This is a genomic window from Bacillus sp. 16GRE42 (assembly GCF_019837435.1).
Lineage (GTDB): Bacteria > Bacillota > Bacilli > Bacillales > Bacillaceae_G > Bacillus_A > Bacillus_A wiedmannii.
The window spans coordinates 652,714-673,527 of the sequence record NZ_JADAXF010000002.1; the positions used below are offsets into that span (position 1 = coordinate 652,714).

Annotated in this window: 18 protein-coding genes; 3 read left to right on the forward strand and 15 right to left on the reverse strand. The window is 36.4% G+C overall.

All coding sequences use genetic code 11. The features are described from left to right. Positions 1-72 precede the first annotated feature (72 nt). Together dnaB and ILS93_RS15740 are read right to left on the reverse strand one after the other, a co-directional pair. A complete protein-coding gene (gene dnaB / locus ILS93_RS15735; protein WP_222660825.1) occupies positions 73-1,359 on the reverse strand; it encodes a replicative DNA helicase in 1,287 nt (428 codons plus the stop codon). Next, entirely contained in the window at positions 1,356-2,216 is an 861-nt protein-coding gene (locus ILS93_RS15740) for a DnaD domain-containing protein (RefSeq protein WP_098111571.1), read from the reverse strand. Before ILS93_RS15740 ends, dnaB begins: the two co-directional genes overlap by 4 nt. 372 nt (positions 2,217-2,588) lie before the next feature. On the opposite strand from ILS93_RS15740, the gene ILS93_RS15745 reads away from it, so the two are divergent. Beyond that, complete coding sequence (locus tag ILS93_RS15745; protein ID WP_088047914.1) at positions 2,589-3,557, forward strand: ParB/RepB/Spo0J family partition protein; 969 nt, start codon at positions 2,589-2,591, stop codon at positions 3,555-3,557. 93 nt (positions 3,558-3,650) lie between these two features. Here the strand turns inward: ILS93_RS15745 and ILS93_RS15750 are convergent, their stop codons facing one another. From ILS93_RS15750 to ILS93_RS15780, 7 genes are all read right to left on the reverse strand, one after another. After that, positions 3,651-6,092, reverse strand: coding sequence for a DEAD/DEAH box helicase family protein (locus ILS93_RS15750; RefSeq protein WP_222660908.1), 2,442 nt, complete (start codon positions 6,090-6,092; stop codon positions 3,651-3,653). Next, on the reverse strand, positions 6,085-6,411 hold the full coding sequence (locus ILS93_RS15755) for a nucleoside triphosphate pyrophosphohydrolase (protein ID WP_222660827.1): 327 nt from the start codon (positions 6,409-6,411) through the stop codon (positions 6,085-6,087). Before ILS93_RS15755 ends, ILS93_RS15750 begins: the two co-directional genes overlap by 8 nt. A 232-nt stretch (positions 6,412-6,643) precedes the next feature. Next, positions 6,644-9,544, reverse strand: coding sequence for a DEAD/DEAH box helicase (locus ILS93_RS15760; protein WP_088047917.1), 2,901 nt, complete (start codon positions 9,542-9,544; stop codon positions 6,644-6,646). Positions 9,545-9,653: 109 nt separating this feature from the next. Then, the gene (locus ILS93_RS15765) at positions 9,654-10,055 is read right to left on the reverse strand and encodes a (deoxy)nucleoside triphosphate pyrophosphohydrolase (protein WP_000739609.1); all 402 of its coding nucleotides are present in this window, start codon (positions 10,053-10,055) and stop codon (positions 9,654-9,656) included. Between the two features lie 224 nt (positions 10,056-10,279). Next, entirely contained in the window at positions 10,280-11,248 is a 969-nt protein-coding gene (locus ILS93_RS15770) for a tripartite tricarboxylate transporter substrate binding protein (RefSeq protein ID WP_222660910.1), read from the reverse strand. Continuing rightward, the gene (locus ILS93_RS15775) at positions 11,245-11,922 is read right to left on the reverse strand and encodes a response regulator (RefSeq protein ID WP_064473743.1); all 678 of its coding nucleotides are present in this window, start codon (positions 11,920-11,922) and stop codon (positions 11,245-11,247) included. The genes ILS93_RS15770 and ILS93_RS15775 overlap by 4 nt, the downstream gene beginning before the upstream one ends. Next, a complete protein-coding gene (locus tag ILS93_RS15780) occupies positions 11,894-13,531 on the reverse strand; it encodes an ATP-binding protein (RefSeq protein WP_222660829.1) in 1,638 nt (545 codons plus the stop codon). The genes ILS93_RS15775 and ILS93_RS15780 overlap by 29 nt, the downstream gene beginning before the upstream one ends. A 224-nt stretch (positions 13,532-13,755) precedes the next feature. Between ILS93_RS15780 and ILS93_RS15785 the strand changes: the two genes are divergently transcribed. Beyond that, positions 13,756-15,078 (forward strand): MFS transporter, encoded by a 1,323-nt coding sequence (locus tag ILS93_RS15785; RefSeq protein WP_222660831.1) that lies wholly within the window; start codon positions 13,756-13,758, stop codon positions 15,076-15,078. 520 nt (positions 15,079-15,598) lie between these two features. After that, on the forward strand, positions 15,599-16,546 hold the full coding sequence (gene blaIII, locus ILS93_RS15790) for a class A beta-lactamase BlaIII (RefSeq protein ID WP_098537928.1): 948 nt from the start codon (positions 15,599-15,601) through the stop codon (positions 16,544-16,546). Positions 16,547-16,763: 217 nt separating this feature from the next. Here the strand turns inward: blaIII and ILS93_RS15795 are convergent, their stop codons facing one another. From ILS93_RS15795 to ILS93_RS15820, 6 genes are all read right to left on the reverse strand, one after another. After that, positions 16,764-16,922: a hypothetical protein gene (locus ILS93_RS15795; protein ID WP_002087303.1), complete on the reverse strand. Its 159-nt coding sequence runs from the start codon at positions 16,920-16,922 to the stop codon at positions 16,764-16,766. A gap of 131 nt (positions 16,923-17,053) precedes the next feature. Further along, positions 17,054-17,215: a hypothetical protein gene (locus tag ILS93_RS15800; RefSeq protein ID WP_162937125.1), complete on the reverse strand. Its 162-nt coding sequence runs from the start codon at positions 17,213-17,215 to the stop codon at positions 17,054-17,056. A gap of 287 nt (positions 17,216-17,502) precedes the next feature. Next, positions 17,503-18,027 carry a hypothetical protein gene (locus ILS93_RS15805; RefSeq protein WP_088047923.1) on the reverse strand — a complete coding sequence of 175 codons (525 nt, stop codon included), beginning with the start codon at positions 18,025-18,027 and terminating at the stop codon, positions 17,503-17,505. Positions 18,028-18,286: 259 nt separating this feature from the next. After that, a complete protein-coding gene (locus tag ILS93_RS15810; protein WP_098537929.1) occupies positions 18,287-18,574 on the reverse strand; it encodes a hypothetical protein in 288 nt (95 codons plus the stop codon). A 173-nt stretch (positions 18,575-18,747) separates the two neighbouring features. After that, positions 18,748-19,725, reverse strand: coding sequence for an ornithine cyclodeaminase family protein (locus ILS93_RS15815; protein WP_222660833.1), 978 nt, complete (start codon positions 19,723-19,725; stop codon positions 18,748-18,750). 26 nt (positions 19,726-19,751) lie between these two features. Further along, on the reverse strand, positions 19,752-20,804 hold the full coding sequence (locus ILS93_RS15820; RefSeq protein ID WP_141669094.1) for a proline racemase family protein: 1,053 nt from the start codon (positions 20,802-20,804) through the stop codon (positions 19,752-19,754). Positions 20,805-20,814: the final 10 nt, after the last annotated feature.

Consider the following 20,814-nt stretch of genomic DNA (forward strand, 5'->3'; position numbering starts at 1 on the left):
ATAAAGCATAAGTGAATGAAATGGAACACTTATGCTTTATTTTATTTACAAAGTGATGCTCAAGTCTTTTAACTATTTCCCCTCCACAAACCGCCCAAACTCCTTCAAGAATCTCAATTTAAAACTCCCCACAGGCCCATTCCGGTGCTTCGCCACATGAATCTCCGTCATCTCTTTTTGCATTGTTTCCTTATCATAATAATCTTCACGATACATAAGCATAATGACATCCGCATCTTGCTCAATTTGTCCTGTCTCTCTTAAATCAGATAAAAGTGGACGCTTATCTTGCCGTGCTTCTACGGAACGAGATAATTGCGACAACGCTACTACACAAACATTTAATTCACGTGCTAATACCTTAAGCTTACGAGAAATTTCACTAATCTCTTGAAATCGATTGCCCTTATGCTTCGGATCGCCCGTAATAAGCTGCAAGTAATCTACAATAACTAAAAGCTTTTTATCCCCATGCTTCCTCTTTAACTTACGAGTTTGCATCCAAATATCTTGCACCGAAATGCCTGCGTTATCGTAAATTTCAAATGGTAATTCCCCAATCTCCGCAAACGCCTTGCTCACCTTTTCCCAGTCCTCTAATGCAAAACGATGCTTCGGATTTGTCAACCTACTTCCTGACACTTCGCCCACGCAAGACGCCATCCTTTTCAGCAGTTGCTTACTACTCATCTCTAATGAAAACAATCCAACCACCGCTCCAGACTTCGCCGCATGCAGTCCTACATTTAGCGCAAACGCAGTCTTCCCCATAGAAGGACGCGCACCAAGGACAACAAAATCACCTTCCTGCAATCCGCACGTCATCTTATTTAACGATATATAACCAGTCTCAATACCAGTATTCTCTTTCGTATCTTGATGAAGCTCTTCATACAAACCAACTAACGCATCCTTCAAATCAAACTCACATACACAGTCCTTTTCCTCTAACTCACAAAGTGCCGTAATCGTCTCACCAATAATTTTCTCATTCTTCTCCGCAATAAGACGCTCCCCCATCTTGTGCCCGAGAACACCCGCCTGATACATTTTCCAGGCACCTCGAACAAGCCCCTCATAATAAGAGAAGTTGGCAGTTGTAGGCACACCATCCATTAACCCTATAAAATACTCCATTCCCCCGATCCCCTCTAAAAACTTCGGATCCACCCTAGAAATGAACGTCACAAGATCAATCGGTTGCCCCTCTTCTTCCATTTTTCGCATTAACTGAAATATAGACTTATGCACTGACAGAGAAAAATACTGCTCCGTCAAACGGCACTCCTTAATAAGCTCTCCATCAAGTAATAGAGAACCTAACACCGTCTTTTCCGCCTCCACATTTTGAATACTCATGGACGCCACCCGCGCTCCGCTAAAAAGCGCTGCAACTCTTCCTCAGACGGCGCATTCTTCTCCCACTCCTCACACCTCGCCAAAAACTCCTCTGTCTCCCCCGTACTAACAGACGAATCCTTCTTCCTAAAGCTCGCCGTATCCGCCTCAACCTCACATACTTTCGTAAATCCTTTCCCGTGCCTGCCCCTCAAAATCCCCTTCACATAAGCAACCGTCCGCTTATTATTCTCAAACGCAATTTGAAGAGCCTTCAGCACAAGCTCCTCTGACAAATCTTCCATCCACGCACTCAATTCCTCCACAGTATGCGGAGACAAACTACCAAAATGTTGCTCATAAAAAGAAAACACGCGACTTCCCGATTCTTCCTCTATAACCTCTTCTTCCTCTGCCTTCTCACAAACCGGCTCTACATCATCCACAGCCAAATCACCAGGCATACTGAAATGCGCTAAAAGCATCGGAACATTCAGCTCCTCCTCTACGCACTTCTGAAGAAACATATGTACAAACTCCTTATTCTTCACACCCTTAAGCTCACGAAGCACACACTTCTCCACATTCGTATTCGTCACAGGATTATAACGAAGCCAATTTAAAACGAATAACTCCCGCGTATCCGCATCATAAAGAATCTTCCCATAATCAACAAAGCGCTGCACAAGCTTATCAACAGTCTCCCGATTATAACCAGTCTCCATCTCAGCTAACCGCTTCGGAAAAGGAAAAATCCCGCACTGCGTCGTCTTCGAACAAGTCAACAAATACACATAAAAATACCGCTCCTCCGGCGTCAAATCCAAAACAAAATCATCCTGCCAAAAATTCACCTGCACAGTACGATACACCGCCATCCCAATTCCTCCCATTCTCATTCAAAAATGAAAATTTCCTCTTTGTACTATATATAGGAAGGAGGGCCGGGTTTTTGGCGTGTTATTTCAAAATTTTTTTCGACTCCTACTACGGTGTTTGTTGGTGTTTTTGTTTTGTTGTGTTTTTTCTTAGTGATTTATTACTTGGTAGGGGCTTGTAAGGGGCTTATGAGGGGCTAGTTTGATTAGGAGAGTTCTGTTTTGGAAGGTGCTTCGTTCTTCTTTTTAGTATCTTAAACTTATTCGCTCTCTTTGTACTACCTGCAACAATAAATTTATAAGTTAAGTAATCGTACAAATTACCTTTTGAATATCCATTAATAACAACCTAAAATAAGTGGGTGGTTTATTTTGAAATTTAAAAATATCTCTTTAGAATATATTAAACTAGAAGATGCATTCCGAAAGAATTTAGAGGATTTTAGTCTTGCTACAAGCATTAAACAAAATGGATTAATAGAACCACTTATTGTAGAAGAAAAAAATCCAAATTGTTTTATACTGGTCGAGGGTTATCGTCGTTTTTGGGCTTTAAAACATTTAAATGTTCCATTCGTAACATGCAAAGTGGAACAACTCACCTCAAAAGACTCTAGGGTTCTAAAACGTCTCCGTGTTGAATTAAAATCCAAGAAAAAAACAGGTTATGAGGTAGAACGAATGATTAGTTTTCTACTTGATAATGGTTATACAGAAGAAGGTATTGCTAAGCAATGTAACATACAAAAAAAGACTGTAAGAAAATACATTAACGGAAAAGATGTTAACACTCATTGGAAAAGTAGAGCAGAGCAATCTAGAGCTGGAATACATGGGTTAACTGAGATCCATCATTTAACAAATATACATCCTGAAAATAAAGAATACGTAGCTGATATTTATATTAAACGCAAAATAAATGCTAACAATGTAGAAAGTATAAAAACACTTACCAAGTTAGATGAATTTAATAAATCCTCAAAGAATTTTCAAAGAGACTGTATTAACGATATGATCGGCGATGAAAGTTTAAATAACGAAAGACTGAAAGATATTGTTTTTACAAGATCATTAAAACAACAATACACTCTCTCAGTACATCAATATGTATTTGATAAAGTTCTCCGTCTATTCGATAAAGTAATAGATAGTTGCTGTCATAACTTTGTTAATCACCTTACTCCCGTACAAAAGAAAGATTTACAAAGAAAAATAAAAATAATTTCTAATAAAATTGGATTACCTCCTCCTTCATCCACCCCTCCCAAAAAAATATTTTCCACTTCTATTAAAAAGCATCAAGAACATACAATACTAGTGAACATCAATAAGAAATCTTAAAATTCTACTCAATACTGTAATCTATTCTGTTTTTTCGAAAAAACAGTGCCATCCATATTATTTAGATTTTATCAGTTAATAAAACAGCAACGCCTACTTCAACGTTGCTGTCCTTCTTTCAAAATATGTATGAAGACGATACTCACATATCTCTTTCGTCCATTCAAATAAAAGTTCTTCGTCTGCTTTTCGAATATCCATATTTAGAGAAAATGAGTTTTCATCAAATGATAGTAAACCTTTCGAACTATCGCTCCACTTTGTCATTGGCATTGTAGTAATTAATTTACTAACTTTTTCTTCATCATAATCCCACATACGCTGTGCCTGCTTATCACTAAAATCAATTCGCTTACGGTATTCTTTTTCCATTAAAAACTGATGGAAGGATGGTGCAACTTCTCCTGGTGAAATAGGATGGTACCAGCTCTCTTTCCCGCGTTGTAACATCGCTAACAGTAACAGCATTTTATAGCTTTTTGCCATTCCTGTCTTTTCAACTTCTTGTAACCACGCTTCATAATGTAAAAATACTGCTTTTTCCTGTGCTGTTAGTTCATCATTCCATGCTAAAAAGCCGACATATGATTTAAACTCTTGGCGATATTCTTTACTTTCTTCTGTACCAAGCTTATGTAGTTCTAAATATGTCGGTCTACGTCCAAGATCCATTTTTACAGTTTGATAGCTATGCTGCAGTTTTTCTTTTCTCGGCATTTTCTTTTTCATCAATTCATCTAATAACTGCTTTGCTTCCAATTCAAACTCTACTGTACATCCAGCTGGCAATATGTTTTGTGTGCCGTTTCCTCTTGTCTTTCCATCATCAACTCGAAGCATTTGCATTTTTATATCTGCATTTCGGTAATTAGCAATTAAATCTATTACAACGCAGGACTCTTTTTGTTCATGTAATCGTAATCCACGACCAATTTGCTGTGTAAAAATCGTTAATGATTCTGTCGGACGCACAAATAAAAGTGTATCAACAGATGGAATATCAACACCTTCATTAAATAAATCTACTGTGAAAATAGCATCTAGCTCATTACTATCCGGCCGTTTAATTGCATCTTCTCTCGAAATATCTTTTGTTTCCGAATGAAGCGAGATTGTATTATATCCATTCTCATTAAAGTATGTAGATAAAAAGACTGCTTGCCTAATACTTGAACAGAAGACAATAGTTCTCGTTTTCTTATATTTCTTCCAAGCCTCTAAAATGTTTAAGGCTAGTTCCTCTCTTAACTGAACTTGTGCAAGTTCCTCACGATCATACTTATTACCTATCCAACGTATTTGCGAATAATCAGTCTCATCATGTACTCCATAATAACGAAACGGAGATAACCACCCACGTTGAATCGCCTCCATAAAATCAATACGGTATGCAACATTCCCATCACAAATTGAATAAATATCTCGAAAGTCATTACGATCTGGTGTTGCCGTTATTCCCAATAAAAAATTAGGTTTAAAATAATCTAGTACTCTTTGATAACTATTTGCTGCCGCATGGTGGAGCTCGTCTACAATAATAAGGTCAAAATCATTAGGAGAGAAGTTTTCTAAATGGCGCTTTCTACTCAACGTTTGAATAGATGCAAAAACAACATCCTTCTCGCCCTCTTTTTTCTTTCCATTATAAATTCCTGTAGTCTTATTATCGATTACACGCAGAAAAGACCTTTCTGCCTGATTTAATATTTCTTCTAAATGTGCAATAAATAGAACTCGTTTAAAACGTCCCGTAAAGAAAGCCGCTAAATACGTTTTGCCAAGCCCTGTCGCCATAACAACCATCGCTTTGTTGTATCCTTCTTCCAGTACATTCTCTAATTGTTCTAACGCAGGGATTTGTGCAAAGCGTGGCGCAATCTTAGTTTCATATACAGCAGATTCCTCTAATTCAACTTCTACTCCTGAACTCGCAGAATAATCCTCTTGTCCAGACGGCATCATCATTTCAATCTCTTCTTGCTTTGTCCAAGTTCGGATCAAATTCGAATGAGTTGTATGAAATCCTTCGTACTCTTTACGATATTGTTTAATTGTTTCTACATTAATAGACTGAGTTGCTTCATTCATATGAATATGTAAAAATTGATCAATTGCCTCTGAAAAAGCTTCCTCTCCAACACTCTCTTTTACAAGCAAACTCCACTCCACACCACTTGTTAATGCAGAACGAGACATATTAGAAGAACCAACAATCATAACCCCATCGCTCTCACGCTCAAATAAATAAGCCTTCGGATGAAATGATTTCCCCGCACTCTTCCATAATCGAATCTCAATGTCAGGATGAATTTGATACAATTTCTCTAAAGCATCTGGCTGTGTAATATACAAATAATCTCCTGTACAAATCTTAATATCCACATTTTTTTCTGCTGCTACCCTCAAGAGAGGGGCTAACACATTTACCCCCGATTTCATAACAAACGAAGTTAAAATGTAAATCGATTTTGCATCATCCATATATCGCTCTAACTTATGGATTAAATTATTCGTAACAAGCTGAACATTAGTCATCATGTACCTCAACTAAAAAAATTCTCTCCTGAAAACCACCGCGTTTTTCTGCTTTTTGTTTACGCACTTTCTCCACATCTTCTAACGTCACACCTTCATATTGAGCTAATGCATTCACTAGCTCTAACAGATCCGCTAATTCCTCTACTTTATGCTCTTTACTTTCGGCTTCTAAATACTCAGCTAACTCCTCTTGTGTTTTCTTGCTCACTTCTTCTATATATTCTTTTTCATCTAGTATTCTAGTTGTAAATGTTTTCCTGTTATTCTCGATAATTTCTGGTATGCGATTTCTTACTAATTTGTTGTAGATTGGCATTTAAATTCCTCCAGGATCAGGGTTTTAATTCTCTAATTATACCATATAAGATTTAGTGCTTTTCTTTCTGTTTGCATGCGATAGCTACTTAAACAATACATTTTAATCCAATAAATAAGGCTGTATCAAAAACATACTACGATGTCATTTTGATACAGCCTTATCTTATCTACTAATACTACTATCCCTTTAATCATTTTAGGGGCATAAAGGTATTAAAAATCAAATCTACCTACAAAACATTACCATCCTTTATATAATCATAGAGCTTATTATCAACTGGTTTCTCCATAATCATATTCATCGTAACAACCGGTAGTTTTTTTCCACTTTTATCTTGCATTTCAGTTTGTTCTACACTTGCTTTATCAGGTCTCGCTTTTCCTAAATAGTAAAAGTCGCTTCCCTCGTCATCATCTTTTTTCACAAAAATATGGACATCAATATTATTTTCTTTAGCATCAATAATTGTTTGAACTTCCTTTGACTTTAATGTTCTATTACTTCTTGTATACCATTTAAGAACATCTTGATTAAGGAATTCATCACCGTAGTTCACACTGGATTCTACCTCATCGTTTTTATGATATGTGACAAATATTGGGCAAGTAGAGTATTTGGTTTTATAGCCATACATAGTTGAAGTCTCATCAATGTGCCAATTTAAAAGTTTACATGCATCTTTTCTTGAGTATTTTTTATATATAGTAAGGTTACTATCACACTCATAGTTTTTGTTCTTTTCTTTCGCACTTTTAATGATGTCCATTACCATATACTTGAAGTATTCATTCTTTTCTAAACTTTCTCGGATTAGATCATTAAACATGTACGTATTATCTTCTTGCAATACGAGAATTGGCTTTTCACCATATTTTTTCTGGTTATTCTGTGTGAAAAATGATAACTCAAAAACCCGCTGCACAGACGTAATCGTATCATCATCTGCTAAGCAATTAAATTTTTCAAGTTGTTTTATATACTCATCTTTATCAACTTTTTCTTGCTTTAGTAACAATTCTAATAAAACAATTTCGTTTTTACGTTTTCCGTTCAATACTTCCAATGAAAACATCGTTAAAACTTTATTTTCGTACTCTGTTAATGCAGGGACATCTTCTTTCATTTTCAATAGGAACTGATAATAGTTCGAATACCCTTCCACAAGTACAACTGGATCAATAGAATGGTTTACTATAAAGTCATATAGATATGGAATTCTCCCTATTCTATTTTTCAACTCAGCAAAAGCTTCCTTCAATACTTTCATTGCTGTTAAATTACTATTATTAATCGCTTTAAAGATTTGTTTTTTCGCTATCTCTTCAAAGTTAACTGTTGAAATACCTTTAATATAACTCGTGTCATTTGTATATCTGCGTATATTATCTTTATTTTGTGATCTATCTCCTGAAAGGGCAATCGGAATTAAATAGTTGTTTTTATAATTACCAATAAAATCAATGATCGTAACAAAATCTTTCGAATCGTGTTTTCGAAGTCCACGCCCCAGTTGCTGTATAAAAATAATACTTGATTGAGTTTGTCTCAACATAACAACTTGGTTCACACTTGGAATATCAATTCCTTCATTAAAAATATCTACTGTTAAAATATAATCAAGTATTCCATTTTCTAATTGGTTCACACGCAGTTCTCTTTCCTGTTGGGAATGATCGCTATTTAATGCAAATGTGCGAAAACCTTTATTATTTAAAGCATGTGATAATTGTTCAGCCTCATCTTTTCGGCTGCAAAACATTAATCCGGTTATCTTTTCACCAGAAAAACCATAGTATTTTACTTTTTCAACTATATGATCTACTCGTTCTTCTGTAACAAGTTTAGATAAAACTACAGTGTCATCTATCTTTTCACCATTATATTCAAAATCAGTTACTCCAAAATAATGGAAAGGACAAAGCATATCTTCTTCAAGTGCTTCTTGCAAACGAATTTCATAAGCAATATTATAATCAAATAGCTCATAAATATTAAAATTATCTGTACGTTCAGGTGTAGCGGTCATTCCCATTAAAAATTTTGGTTTAAAATAATGAATAACTCTATGATAAGAACTAGCACCTGCTTTATGAACTTCATCTATTAAAATATAATCGAATACCCCAGGATCAAATTGATGCAAAGTTTCCTCTTTTGAAATGGTTTGGATCGTCGCAAATAAATATTTAGCATTCATTTGCTTATTTGATCCTGATAAAATTCCAAAATCCTCATCTGCTCCACCAAGAACTTTTTGAAAATCTGATTTCGCTTTATTTAATATTTGCTCTCGATGAACAATAAATAGCATCCGTTTAGGTGCAAAATTTCTGACATCAAATGCTGAAAGATATGTCTTTCCCGTTCCTGTTGCAGAAATAACTAATCCTTTTTCTTTTCCAGCGTCTCGAATAGCTTGTATTTCTTTTAACGCAGCTTGTTGCATTTTATTTGGAGTAATTTTCAACGCTTCTTCAATTGAATTATGATATTGACCAGGTAATTCTATAACTCGATCTAGTAACTTATTTTCTGCAACTTGCTCATATATTGTTTCATAATTCACTATCAACTCTTCAGTTAATACTTGAGAATGTTCCCAGACTTCTTCAAATTGATTTTTAAAATGCTGTACTATCTCTCCATCTTCATGCGATGTTAACTTAACATTCCATTCATAATTTACCTTCAAAGCATGCGCAGTCAGATTTGAACTACCGACAATTAATGAACAATGTGTTTTGTTATCAAATATGTATCCCTTTGAATGAAAACCAGATAAATTTGTTAATCTCACTTCTACATTTTCAAGTTTCATTAACTCTCTAAACACTTTTGGTGTATTAAAATTTAAGAATGTAGATGTTAATATACGTCCTTTAACCCCTCTTTGTTTAAGATCAAGGAAATGCGATTTTAAAGTCGCCAGTCCACTTTCCGTAATAAAAGCTACTGAGAAAATAAAGGATGTACTATTTTCTAGCTCCTCCAACAATGAGCTTAAAACATTTTCATTTTTTTTCGTATTGTTTACTAATAATTTAGGCTTATATATTCCGGGATGACTATGTTTTTGATCAATAAACCCTTTATATAAAGACCCCTCTAATTTTTGAATAAAATTCTCCATATGATCACCATTTATGACAATTTTTTATATTAATTGTATTACTCACTGATTTAAAGTGCAATTACAATATAAAAAACCATCCGCATAAACCGGATAGTTTTTTATCAAATTACTTTACAAGCGATTCTTTTGATAACTTCTCAATAGTTGGGATATCCGCAGGTGCCCACTCTAAAGCTGCTAGTTCATTTGGATATAACCATTTAATTGCTACATGCTCAGTTAAAACCGGACTTCCTTCAACAAGCTTACAATAAAAAGTTTTCAAATGAACAATACCAAAATCATACTCATAGGCTGTATAATCAATTTGCTCACCAATCTGCACGCTACAATGCATTTCTTCATCAATTTCACGCTTTAACGCCTCTTGAGGTGTTTCCCCCTCTTCTATTTTCCCACCTGGAAATTCCCACATAAGAGGTAGCGATTTAGATGGTCCTCTTTGTGCACATAAAATTTTCTCATCTTGAACAATTACTGCTCCAACAACATAAATATTTTTCTTCATTATTTCCTCCTTAAATCTCACAGAAACTTTATACTTTATGGTTCCACACTTTATAGACTGAAAAATGCCTTTTATATCTTTTAACGACTAATATATTTTTAATCAGTAAGCTAGATTTTATCTATCCCTATCTAGCCTTTTAATGCAATTAGCCTAACACTCTCATCTCTTTTATATTATATAGAAGTAACTACAAAAATAAAGCCTGATTGAATACTTCCCTCTTAAGCCCCTTTTTTCACCATTTCCTCATACCTAAAATCACATTCCTCCAAAAACCCCCTACTCTCCCCACTATCCTTATAATAAGAATTCCAACCCCGCTCCCTCAAAACCCCCTTCCAACTATCACTCTCCACCATCTTCTTAATAACACTATCCCAATACGCAACCTCTTCCTCTGTCATATCTTTCGGGCCCATAATTCCTTTCCAGTGCTGGAATATGACGTTGATTCCTTGTTCTTTCCATGTTGGGATTTCTGGTAGGCGGTCTAGCCGTTTTGGTGCGGATACGGCTAGTATTTCTATTTTGCCGGCTTTGTATTGCTTTTCGGCTTCGGATAGGGTCATGGTTGCGGCGCTGATTTGTTTGTTCGTTAGGGCGTTTATGATTTTTTCTTTGTTTTCGTAGACAAAAAATTGTAGTTCGGCAGGGTTTATGTCGAATGCTTTGCTTACTTGTACGAAGGATAGGTGATCGTCGTTTCCTAGGCCGGGGGCAACACCGATTTTGAAGTTTTCCTTGTTTTGTTTTAGTTGTTCCATTAGTTGTTTTGCGTTTTCTATGTTTGATTCGTTTGATACGACAACGACTTCCCAGTCTGACGCAAGTGTTGCGAGCGGTGTGAAGTCTTTATATGTCAGTTTACTGTGGCCTAGTAGGTTGTTCGTTATGAGTAAGCTTGAGTTAATCGCCAGTACGTGACCACCTTTTTGTTTCATATATTTCCATCCGACGTCACCGCTACCACCTACTTTGTTTGTGACAGTGATTGGTTTCGTGAAGATTTTTTCTTCTGTTAGCGTTTTTTGCATCGCTCGCGCCGTTAAGTCCCATCCTGCTCCTTGAACGTTTGGTGCAACGATTTCTACTTCTTCTATTTTCACTTTATTCGTGTGGGTTTTCTCTACGGAACAACCAGCTATTACTCCTGTCATGATCCATATACATAGTAATAATCGTTTTTTCATAGTCCTCGTCCTATGCGATATTTTCGTTCTGGTCGTCCGATAATGCCGTATGTGTACTCTACTGTGCATTCGTTTATCGCTACTAAATATTCTAAGTATCTTCTTGCGGTTGTTCTGGAGGCACCCATTTGTTCTCCCATTTCTTCTATTGTAATGCCCGCTTCGAATCCTTTTATAATCCCTTTCACTTTTTGCAATGTTAACGGATCGACACCTGTCGGTAAGTTTTTCATGTCTTGTGTTTGCGAAATGCCGAAGAAGTTATCAATGAGTGTTTGATTCACTTCATTGTTACTATGTAATAATTGTTTCTTTCTTTTATAGTCTTCAATTGTGCGAACGAATTTTTCTAACGTGACCGGTTTTATAAGGTAGTTGCTTACGCCGTTTCGAATTGCTTTTTCTAACATATGGTTTTCATTTGCCGCAGTAACCATAATGACATCAACGTTTGGAAAATCAGCATGGATTTTCGGCAATAAGTCTGTGCCGATTCCGTCTGGTAAATAATTATCTAATAGAAGTAAATCGATTTCTTCCCCTTGTAGTAGTTCCATCGTTTCTTTCGCGTTCAATGCTTTTCCAATCACTTTTACGTCCTTTATTTTTAATAAAAACTCTTCCTGAATTTGCGCGACGCGGAAATCATCTTCTGCAATGGCAACCTTCAACATATACCCATCCCCCTGTTTGTCTTGTACTTTCTCTCAATGTTTTCGGAAGGTAAATTGTAAAAATAGCTCCCCCGTTTTTCTCGTTTTGAATTTCAATTGTTCCCCCTAGTAGATCTACCATTTCTTTTACGTTTGCTAGTCCGTAACCACGATCATTTCCTTTCGTTGAAAATCCTTTTTGAAAAATGGTCGTGATTTTTTCAGCTGGTATCCCTGCTCCACTATCTATCACTTCAAACACAATATCGTGCCCAATATCCGTCACAAAGAAGGAAACATTCTTTTCCTCTTGCTCACTCACCGTATCAAACGCATTGTCGATTATATTTCCAAGGATCGTAATAAGGTGCGAAACTTTTATATGGTCTGGTAACGGATGAAGCGCACTATCTTCTTCAATATGAAAATCGATTTTCTTCTCAGATGCCGTTCCGATTTTCCCTAATAAAATAGCTTGTACTTTCGCATCATGAATTTGATGGAATAAAATATGGTTTTGGCTTTGATGAATATTAGATTCTTGCTGGATAAATTCAATCGCTTCTTTGTAATGTCCTAACTGAAGTAATCCCGATAAGACGAAAAGCTTATTTGTAAATTCATGTGTTTGAGCGCGTAAGTCCTCCGAATACTTTCTTACCTCAGATATTGTATTCACTAAGTTTTGCAGTTCTGTTTTATCTCTAAAACTACATACACCGCCTACAGTACTGTTATTTTCGAGTATTGGTGTCATGTTTAAAATAAACACTTTATCTTGAAACGCGATTTCTTGATCGTTTTCTAGCACTCTTTCCATATTAAATTCCGGTAAAACTTTTGAAATGTGCTGCTGCATATAATCACCATTTACATGAAGCATCTCTTCTGCCGAAGTGTTCATCATCGTAATAAAACCGTTTTGATCAATGGCGATAATTCCTTCTTTTATAGATAGTAATATCGCACTTCGTTCCCGGTATAGCGCTGCGATTTCATTCGGTTCTAAACCGAGTGTATCTTTCCGAATGCTACGTGCTAAAAGAATGCCACCAACAATGCCGGCTAATAATACAGCTAAAGAAAAGAGTATAATTTCTTTCGTTCTGCTCAGTATGTTAGATTCAATACCTTTTATTAAAAACTCTACTGTCACAACACCTAAGACTTGATCGTAGTCTCCGTTATGAACAATAATGGGCGCCTTCGCCATTAAAGCAGGACCACTTTCACCATTTCCTTCAAGCGTATAATAGCCTCCAAAAGTAAGTGCTTCATAGTTATATGGATTGTTACTCTTTGTGCCAATTAACTCCGAATTAGAATGGGAATACATAACCCCAAAGCGATCTTCTATAATGACATAATCTGCACTAGCTTGCTCACGAACTTGTTCCGCAATGGATTGGATCGTACTTTTATGCTCGTTATTTTGAAACGCATCTTTTATAGCTGGCATAAAAGAAAGAGATTTAGCTGTCTGCAGTGCTAACTGTTCCACTTGGCGCTTTGTATCAACGGACTGAATGTACACAAATATTCCCGCTAATAGGAGAACGACAAATAAAATTAACGTAATAATTAAGCTTACTATTTTTGTTTGTAATGACACTTTGCGTGATTTCTTCATGCTTCATATCCTTTGATAAAATATTCTAAACTATCAATCTCCTTTTTCTATTATTATGACAAAACTAATAATGAAGCAACTATTAAAACTCTCCATGTACATAAAGTACAAAAAGAATAAAATTGTCATAATATTGAGATTCCATTCTATAGACAGTACAATTCAACTACAATAAAAACGCTTTCATATTTTACTTTTATTTCTAAGCAAGAGGAGGAATGATTATGGCTCAAGCAAAATCAAATCGAGTCGCCGGAAATATTTTCAAAGGTTCAGTCGGCAATTTAATTGAATGGTACGACTGGTACGTTTACTCTGCTTTCGCTGTTTACTTCTCAGCAGAGTTCTTTCCTAAAGGAGATCCAACGAGTCAGTTACTGAACACTGCGGCTATTTTCGCAGTTGGATTTTTAATGCGTCCTATCGGAAGTTTATTAATGGGACGCTATGCAGATCGACATGGACGCCGGGCAGCATTAACGCTTTCTATTACGGTTATGGCCGGTGGTTCTTTAATTATCGCCTGTACACCTAGTTACGAAAGCATCGGGATCATGGCACCAATTATTTTAGTTCTTGCCCGTTTACTTCAAGGATTATCGCTTGGCGGAGAGTACGGAACTTCCGCAACATATTTATCTGAAATGGCTAGTAGTGGTCGCCGTGGCTTTTATTCAAGCTTCCAATATGTAACGCTCGTTGCTGGGCAAATGGTTGCGTTAGGCGTTCAAATTGTTCTTCAGCAATTACTAAGCGAACCAGATATGAAATCTTGGGGCTGGCGCATTCCATTCATTATTGGAGCGATGGGCGCAGTAGCTGTATTATGGCTTCGCCGCACGATGGATGAATCAGAGCAGTTCTCAAATATGGAATCGAAAAACCGCGAAAGCGCAGGAACCGTTCGCGCTCTTATGAAACACCCGAAAGCAGTATTAACAGTAGTCGGTCTAACACTAGGAGGCACTGTCGCATTCTATACGTACACAACATATTTACAAAAGTTCATGGTAAACACAGTCGGTCTTCCGAAAGAAGTTGTAAGCTGGATTAACTTTGCCGCACTACTTATATTCGTTGTACTTCAACCAATTGCAGGGCTATTATCCGATAAAATTGGACGCCGCCCACTATTAATGGCTTTCGGTATTCTCGGAACGTTACTTACAGCGCCGATCTTCTTCTTTATGGAAAAAACGACAGAACCAATGGTAGCATTTTTACTCATGATGGTCGGTCTCATTATCGTTACTGGTTACACTTCCATTAACGCAATTGTAAAAGCCGAACTCTTCCCAACTGAAATTCGCGCACTTGGCGTAGGTTTACCGTATGCACTAACCGTTGCGATATTTGGTGGAACAGCTGAGTTCATCGCATTATGGCTAAAGAGTATCGGAATGGAGTCACTATTCTACTTTTATGTAGCTGGATGTATTGCGATAAGTTTTATTACGTATTGGCGTATGGATGAGTCATCGAAGACTTCGCAGATTGAGGCGGAGCTTGGTGGTGGGGATAAATTAGTTAATAATAAGTCTAGTTAAAATTATGTATTCTATTATCTTCGTTTATCTAAAAAAGCATAATTCATTAATATGCAATTTAAAAACCTCTACTTATATGTAGAGGTTTTTGTATGAAGAAAAAACACTTAGTTCCATTGTTATTTTACAAACCCCAAATTCTTCCTCATCTTAAAGTGGAACAAATTTATTACTTAGAGTGTCTAATAAGTAAGTGTATTTCTAATATGAGTTGTCCAGATTGGATACAACATATCCCGTTTGACATCTATTTTTATGTATTACAAAAAAATGAAAGGACTTATTATTCCCAAAAATAAAAAACATGTATTGTAATACTTTCACAGGTGAACCATTACAAGTGAAAACAAAAAAGAAACAACCCAAACCGTGACTTATCAATCATATAAACGTTTTGGATGTCCTTTAACCTGTGAAATTTTAGCTGCAGTAGTATTGTTACCCAATGCCATCTTTAATTGCATTGGTATTTAGAATACCTAGACAAAATCCATATATTCTTGAAAGAGGTTGAAAATTTATGTTCGTTTTAAACAAGTTCTGTAACATTTTACATTACAAAAAGATTGTACCTGTAGTATTACTTTCATGTGTATCACTTATAGGCTGTTCCAATAGTAATGCTCAATCTGAACCACCTAAACAAACGAATCAAGCTAATCAAATTAAACAAGAAAATACAGGAAATCAATCTTTTGCTAAACTTGAAAAAGAATATGATGCTAAGCTTGGTATTTATGCACTGGACACAGGTACAAATCAAACTATTGCTTATCATTCAGATGATCGTTTTGCGTTTGCATCTACATCTAAATCATTAGCTGTGGGCGCTCTTTTACGCAAGAACTCATTAGAAGCTCTTGATCAAAGGATTACGTATACTCATGAAGATCTTTCTAATTATAATCCAATTACTGAAAAGCATGTTGATACAGGAATGACGTTAAAAGAACTTGCAGATGCTTCTGTTCGATATAGTGACAGCACAGCACATAATTTGATTCTTAAACAGTTAGGGGGGCCCTCTGAATTTGAAAAAATCTTGAGAGAAATGGGAGATACTGTTACTACTTCAGAACGATTTGAACCTGAATTAAATGAAGTGCATCCAGGAGAAACACATGATACCAGTACACCAGAAGCGATAGCTAAGACACTTCAATCATTTACATTAGGAACTGCACTTCCAACAGAAAAACGTGAACTATTAGTAGATTGGATGAAGAGAAATACAACTGGAGATAAATTGATTCGTGCGGGCGTACCAAAAGGATGGGAAGTAGCTGATAAAACAGGCGCGGGATCTTACGGAACAAGAAATGATATCGCAATTATTTGGCCACCAAATAAAAAGCCAATTGTTCTTGCTATACTTTCTAATCATGATAAAGAAGATGCTGAATACGATGATAAACTTATTGCAGACGCAACCAAGGTCGTGTTAAATACCTTAAAAGCTACGGAATAAATGATAATAGATTAAAAGTTTTCTATTTTAGGCGGGTGTTTTCATCAACTAAAAATTTAATAGTGTCCCAAAAACGAAATTTGGTGCTAACTTGTAATAAAAAGCTCATTTTTATTGTTTGGGGATAAATGATTCTTTAAGCTTGATGGCAATTTGGTGCTATCCCTAAAACATCTGGACTTTAATAGCCAACTAAAAAATGCAAACAAAAAGACCTTTAATCAGTGGTTTTGTTTGCATTTCCTTTTTCTAAAACTACAGAAAAGATAAGTACTATAGTTAACACCATAATAAACCTTACTTCACTTCCATCACTTACAAAAAATGAATACAAAGTATAAATTAAAATTAATATTCCATAAATAACTTTGTGCAATGAACTCCCCCCTTTTTGCCGTATATATTTTAGTCTAAAAATTTAATTCAAGCCCTATATCAAAATGAAAATAAAAAGCACCTGTGATATACACAAAGTGCTTTTCTCTTGTCAATTTATCTATTTTCTTTTTATAACTCAAATTTCTTCGAATCATACTTTTCTAGAGTTTGCTGCCATTCATTTTGTTCATATGGAATATACTTATCTGTCTGTACATCTTCAACATTTTCTCCACCTGTTAATAATCTCCTGTACTTAAAAGAGTGCCCCGTTAATACTGTTGTAATCATTTTGTATTGCCCTCCTTTTGTTTGATTACTTGTATCATAAAACAAGTATCTGAAGTTGATATGTAGTCCATCTAGAGTGTATGTAAATTTAGAAAATCTCTAATAAAATGTTTATGTTGTAACGTTACCACCAAAACTAGTGCTTCCAACACCATGATTTGAAGAGACAGTAACCTATATTCTAGCCTCAATTCCTCCTACAGTTCTATATTGAGTAAAACGAGTTAATCCCTACAATATAAAAAGAGCACCCCTTTTGGATGCTCTTCGCTATAACTATATATTATTTAATTTCCCTCTTTTGTTGGTACCATTTTTCCTTCTTGAGAGTCTGTACCCTCTGTTCTTTCAACAGTTTTTGCATGTTCTGGTTTTTCAGGGGCTCCCATCTCAAATCCAGATTGAGAATCTGTACCTTCTTTTGCTGGTACCATTTTTCCTTCTTGAGAACCTGTACCTTCTGTTCTTTCAACAGTTTTTGCATGTTCTGGTTTTTCAGGGGCTCCCATTTCAAATCCAGGCTGAGAATCTGTGCCTTCTTTTGTTGGTACCATTTTTCCTTCTCGAGAACCTGTACCTTCTGTTCTTTCAACAGTTTTTGCGTCTCCTTTAGGAGTTGCTGGCACTGCATCTTTAGGTAAATCAAAGTTTTGTGAGAAAGACGTTGTTCCATCTGCACTTTGTGTAATTACTTGATTTGGACTATTTTCATTTGACTTTAAATTGTCCATTTTCGCATCATCTGCACCTACTGCACCTCCCGCTACCAATCCTGTACTTAAAAGTGCTCCTGCTAATAATGTTTTAATCATTTTTCATTACCTCCTGTTTATTTGTAATATTCATCAAAAAAGTATCTAGAGTTAATGTTTTAGTCATTATCTTTATCTACTTGCTTTTTGATTACATTTAGCATAAGACAAGAATCTATAGTTGATATGGACTGTATCTGGAGATTATGTAAAGAAAAATAGATGATTAATTGTATATCCTAATGGATGCTTAGACAAAATTGAAACTTTATATGAGTTTGAACAATTGAGTTCCCCTTTGTTTTTGGGTGTAAGGTTTTTAGCTGGAGTGAAGTGAGGGACTAACCTTTTCTAAAATAGCAGCTGCAGAAGCAACCTCAAATTTCGGAGACTGGTACCCTGTAAATTTTTCATATTCACATAAAAAAGCATAAAGCACATTAAAACAACACTCAAAAACACCTGTTGCTAATACATTAAACATATTTCTATCCATAAATAGAGCTTGCTTAGCATCCCTTATATTTATATTACCTCTTACATCAATAACACTACTCCCTATACTTCTCACTAAGTTGTGTCCAATATTTAGTACCCCAGCTGCCATTCACAGTACAATATCCGTTATCCGCAATCCTTACACATCACATTTGAAATGCATACACGCATCATAAACAAAAAGAACACCACAATCTCAACACACTTTCATGTACAAAAATATATAAGTCGCCAAATAAAGGGACTTATCCCCAAAATAAAAGACCACCAAAAGGCAGTCCCTCAAAACTCAATCCTATTCCCCACCCCACTCTCCACCGCTCTCTCATACAAATACTTCGCAACGATAATGTCTACTACCGCCAAACCAACTGATTTAAAAACAGTAATCTCTTCATCGTTTTCGCGGCCGGCTTTTTCTCCGCTTATGATTTGTCCGAGTTCGGCGTGGATGTCGCTTGCTTTGAATAAACCTTCTCGCACTGGAACTTGAAGATCACCTGTTTCTTCTAGTGCTGCTTCTTTTGATTCGACTACTACTTTATTTGCGCCCGCGATGGCGTGAGATGGTAGTTCTTGCATGTTCGGTTTGAATGAGCCGACGGCGTTTATGTGGACGCCTTTTTGTAGTTTTTCTGAGAAGACTGGTGTGGATGCGTTCGTAGTTGTGACGATAATGTCTGCTTCGCTTATTGCTTCGTTTGCATTCGTGTGAACATAAGCAGGTTTATTGAATTTCTCTTGTATATATTGCGAGAATGCATACGCTTTTTCTTCTGTTCGATTGTATAAAATGACTTTTTCGATATCTCTCACCGCAAATACTGCTTCGGCAATTCCCTTCGCCTGTTCGCCTGTCCCGATTATGCATAAAGTTTTTGCGTTATGACGAGCTAAATGTTTTGTCGCTACTCCTGATAGGGCCCCTGTTCGGATCATCGTTAAGTAGGATCCTTCTAAAAGTGCGAGCGGTTCTCCCGTTTGAAAGTCAGATAGCATAACAATCCCGTTTATCGTTTTCTTTCCTATCTTTTTGTTCTCAGGGACTACTGTTACTACTTTTAAGCCAAGTGCCTCAAGTCCTTCCGCTACTGAAGGCATAATTAATGCCGTATTTTTCTCGTTCGCAAATGGTAATGAGCCGCGAATTGGCGTGATTGTTCTTTCTGCGGAAAATTCTTTTAAAGCAAGCGCCGCGTATTCAATGGCTTCGTTCATATTTACTAAGTTTCGTTGTTCGTTCGCGCTTATGACTAGCATATTTGTTCATCTCCCCCTTCTATCTTCTATCCTAACAAAAATCCCCGGTTCAAATCATCTCTCGGGTCTACAACGAACTGATGAAATCCTGTAATAAATGCATGCCCTGTTACTTTTGGAACGACAGCTTCATATGTATCTACTGCGGTTACCGACAATACTTCCCCCTCGAATTTCCCGTCAGTAATGCATTCATGGACGAAAATCTCTCCCTTTTGTAAGGCTTCTCTTTCAAAAAGAGTTGCGATTCTTGCGGAAGTTCCTGTACCGCAAGGAGAACGGTCCACTTGCCCATCAGCGAAGATCGTTACATTTCGTAAAGTTGCGTCTTCCCCTTTCGGTTCATCTGAGAAAATAACGCCATATATTCCTTTTAACCCTTCTTCAAGTGGGTGCTTTACTTCCATTTGGCTCTCGATGTAGCGCTTAATTTTACCGCCCCACATTTGAATAGCAGCTAAGTCTTTGAAATCAACTTTCAAACCAAATTCTTTACTATCCACGACAGCATAAAAGGCTCCGCCAAACGCGATATCTACCTGAAATTCATAGTCATCTATTTTAATAGGAACGTCTTTTTTGTATACAAATGAAGGGACATTTTCAAATGATACGGACTCTACTTCGCTCCCGTTATATGTTGCATACGCAATCACTTCCCCAGCAGGGCTATCAATAATGAACTTTTGTTTCTCACCTGTCACTTCAAACATACCCGTTTCAATTCCGACTGTAATAACAGCGATAATGCCGTGCCCACACATCGTACTCCAGCCTTCATTGTGCATAAATAATACGCCAAAATCAGCATGAACACTCGCAGGCGGAGTAATGATACAACCGTACATACCGTGATGTCCTCTCGGTTCATACATAAGAACTTCGCGAAGATGATCCAAATGTTCCATACAATATGCGCGTCTTTCTAGCTGCGTTTCTCCTTTTATTTCTGGCACTCCGCCTGTAATAATTCGAAGCGGTTCCCCAGCTACATGAGCATCAATCGTCGTGTACACTTTACTAACCTTCATTTCTATCTCTCCCCTATATGTTGATACTATTTTCATTGCAAATATCATGCCAATACAT

Excerpts from the sequence above, each read along its gene's own strand:
- dnaB (WP_222660825.1), bottom strand. The coding sequence starts at position 1,359 with ATGAGTATTCAAAATGTGGAGGCGGAAAAGACGGTGTTAGGTTCTCTA.
- ILS93_RS15740 (WP_098111571.1), bottom strand. The coding sequence starts at position 2,216 with ATGGCGGTGTATCGTACTGTGCAGGTGAATTTTTGGCAGGATGATTTT.
- ILS93_RS15750 (WP_222660908.1), bottom strand. The coding sequence starts at position 6,092 with ATGACTAATGTTCAGCTTGTTACGAATAATTTAATCCATAAGTTAGAG.
- ILS93_RS15755 (WP_222660827.1), bottom strand. The coding sequence starts at position 6,411 with ATGCCAATCTACAACAAATTAGTAAGAAATCGCATACCAGAAATTATC.
- ILS93_RS15760 (WP_088047917.1), bottom strand. The coding sequence starts at position 9,544 with ATGGAGAATTTTATTCAAAAATTAGAGGGGTCTTTATATAAAGGGTTT.
- ILS93_RS15765 (WP_000739609.1), bottom strand. The coding sequence starts at position 10,055 with ATGAAGAAAAATATTTATGTTGTTGGAGCAGTAATTGTTCAAGATGAG.
- ILS93_RS15770 (WP_222660910.1), bottom strand. The coding sequence starts at position 11,248 with ATGAAAAAACGATTATTACTATGTATATGGATCATGACAGGAGTAATA.
- ILS93_RS15775 (WP_064473743.1), bottom strand. The coding sequence starts at position 11,922 with ATGTTGAAGGTTGCCATTGCAGAAGATGATTTCCGCGTCGCGCAAATT.
- ILS93_RS15780 (WP_222660829.1), bottom strand. The coding sequence starts at position 13,531 with ATGAAGAAATCACGCAAAGTGTCATTACAAACAAAAATAGTAAGCTTA.
- ILS93_RS15785 (WP_222660831.1), top strand. The coding sequence starts at position 13,756 with ATGGCTCAAGCAAAATCAAATCGAGTCGCCGGAAATATTTTCAAAGGT.
- blaIII (WP_098537928.1), top strand. The coding sequence starts at position 15,599 with ATGTTCGTTTTAAACAAGTTCTGTAACATTTTACATTACAAAAAGATT.
- ILS93_RS15800 (WP_162937125.1), bottom strand. The coding sequence starts at position 17,215 with ATGATTACAACAGTATTAACGGGGCACTCTTTTAAGTACAGGAGATTA.
- ILS93_RS15805 (WP_088047923.1), bottom strand. The coding sequence starts at position 18,027 with ATGATTAAAACATTATTAGCAGGAGCACTTTTAAGTACAGGATTGGTA.
- ILS93_RS15810 (WP_098537929.1), bottom strand. The coding sequence starts at position 18,574 with ATGGCAGCTGGGGTACTAAATATTGGACACAACTTAGTGAGAAGTATA.
- ILS93_RS15815 (WP_222660833.1), bottom strand. The coding sequence starts at position 19,725 with ATGCTAGTCATAAGCGCGAACGAACAACGAAACTTAGTAAATATGAAC.
- ILS93_RS15820 (WP_141669094.1), bottom strand. The coding sequence starts at position 20,804 with ATGATATTTGCAATGAAAATAGTATCAACATATAGGGGAGAGATAGAA.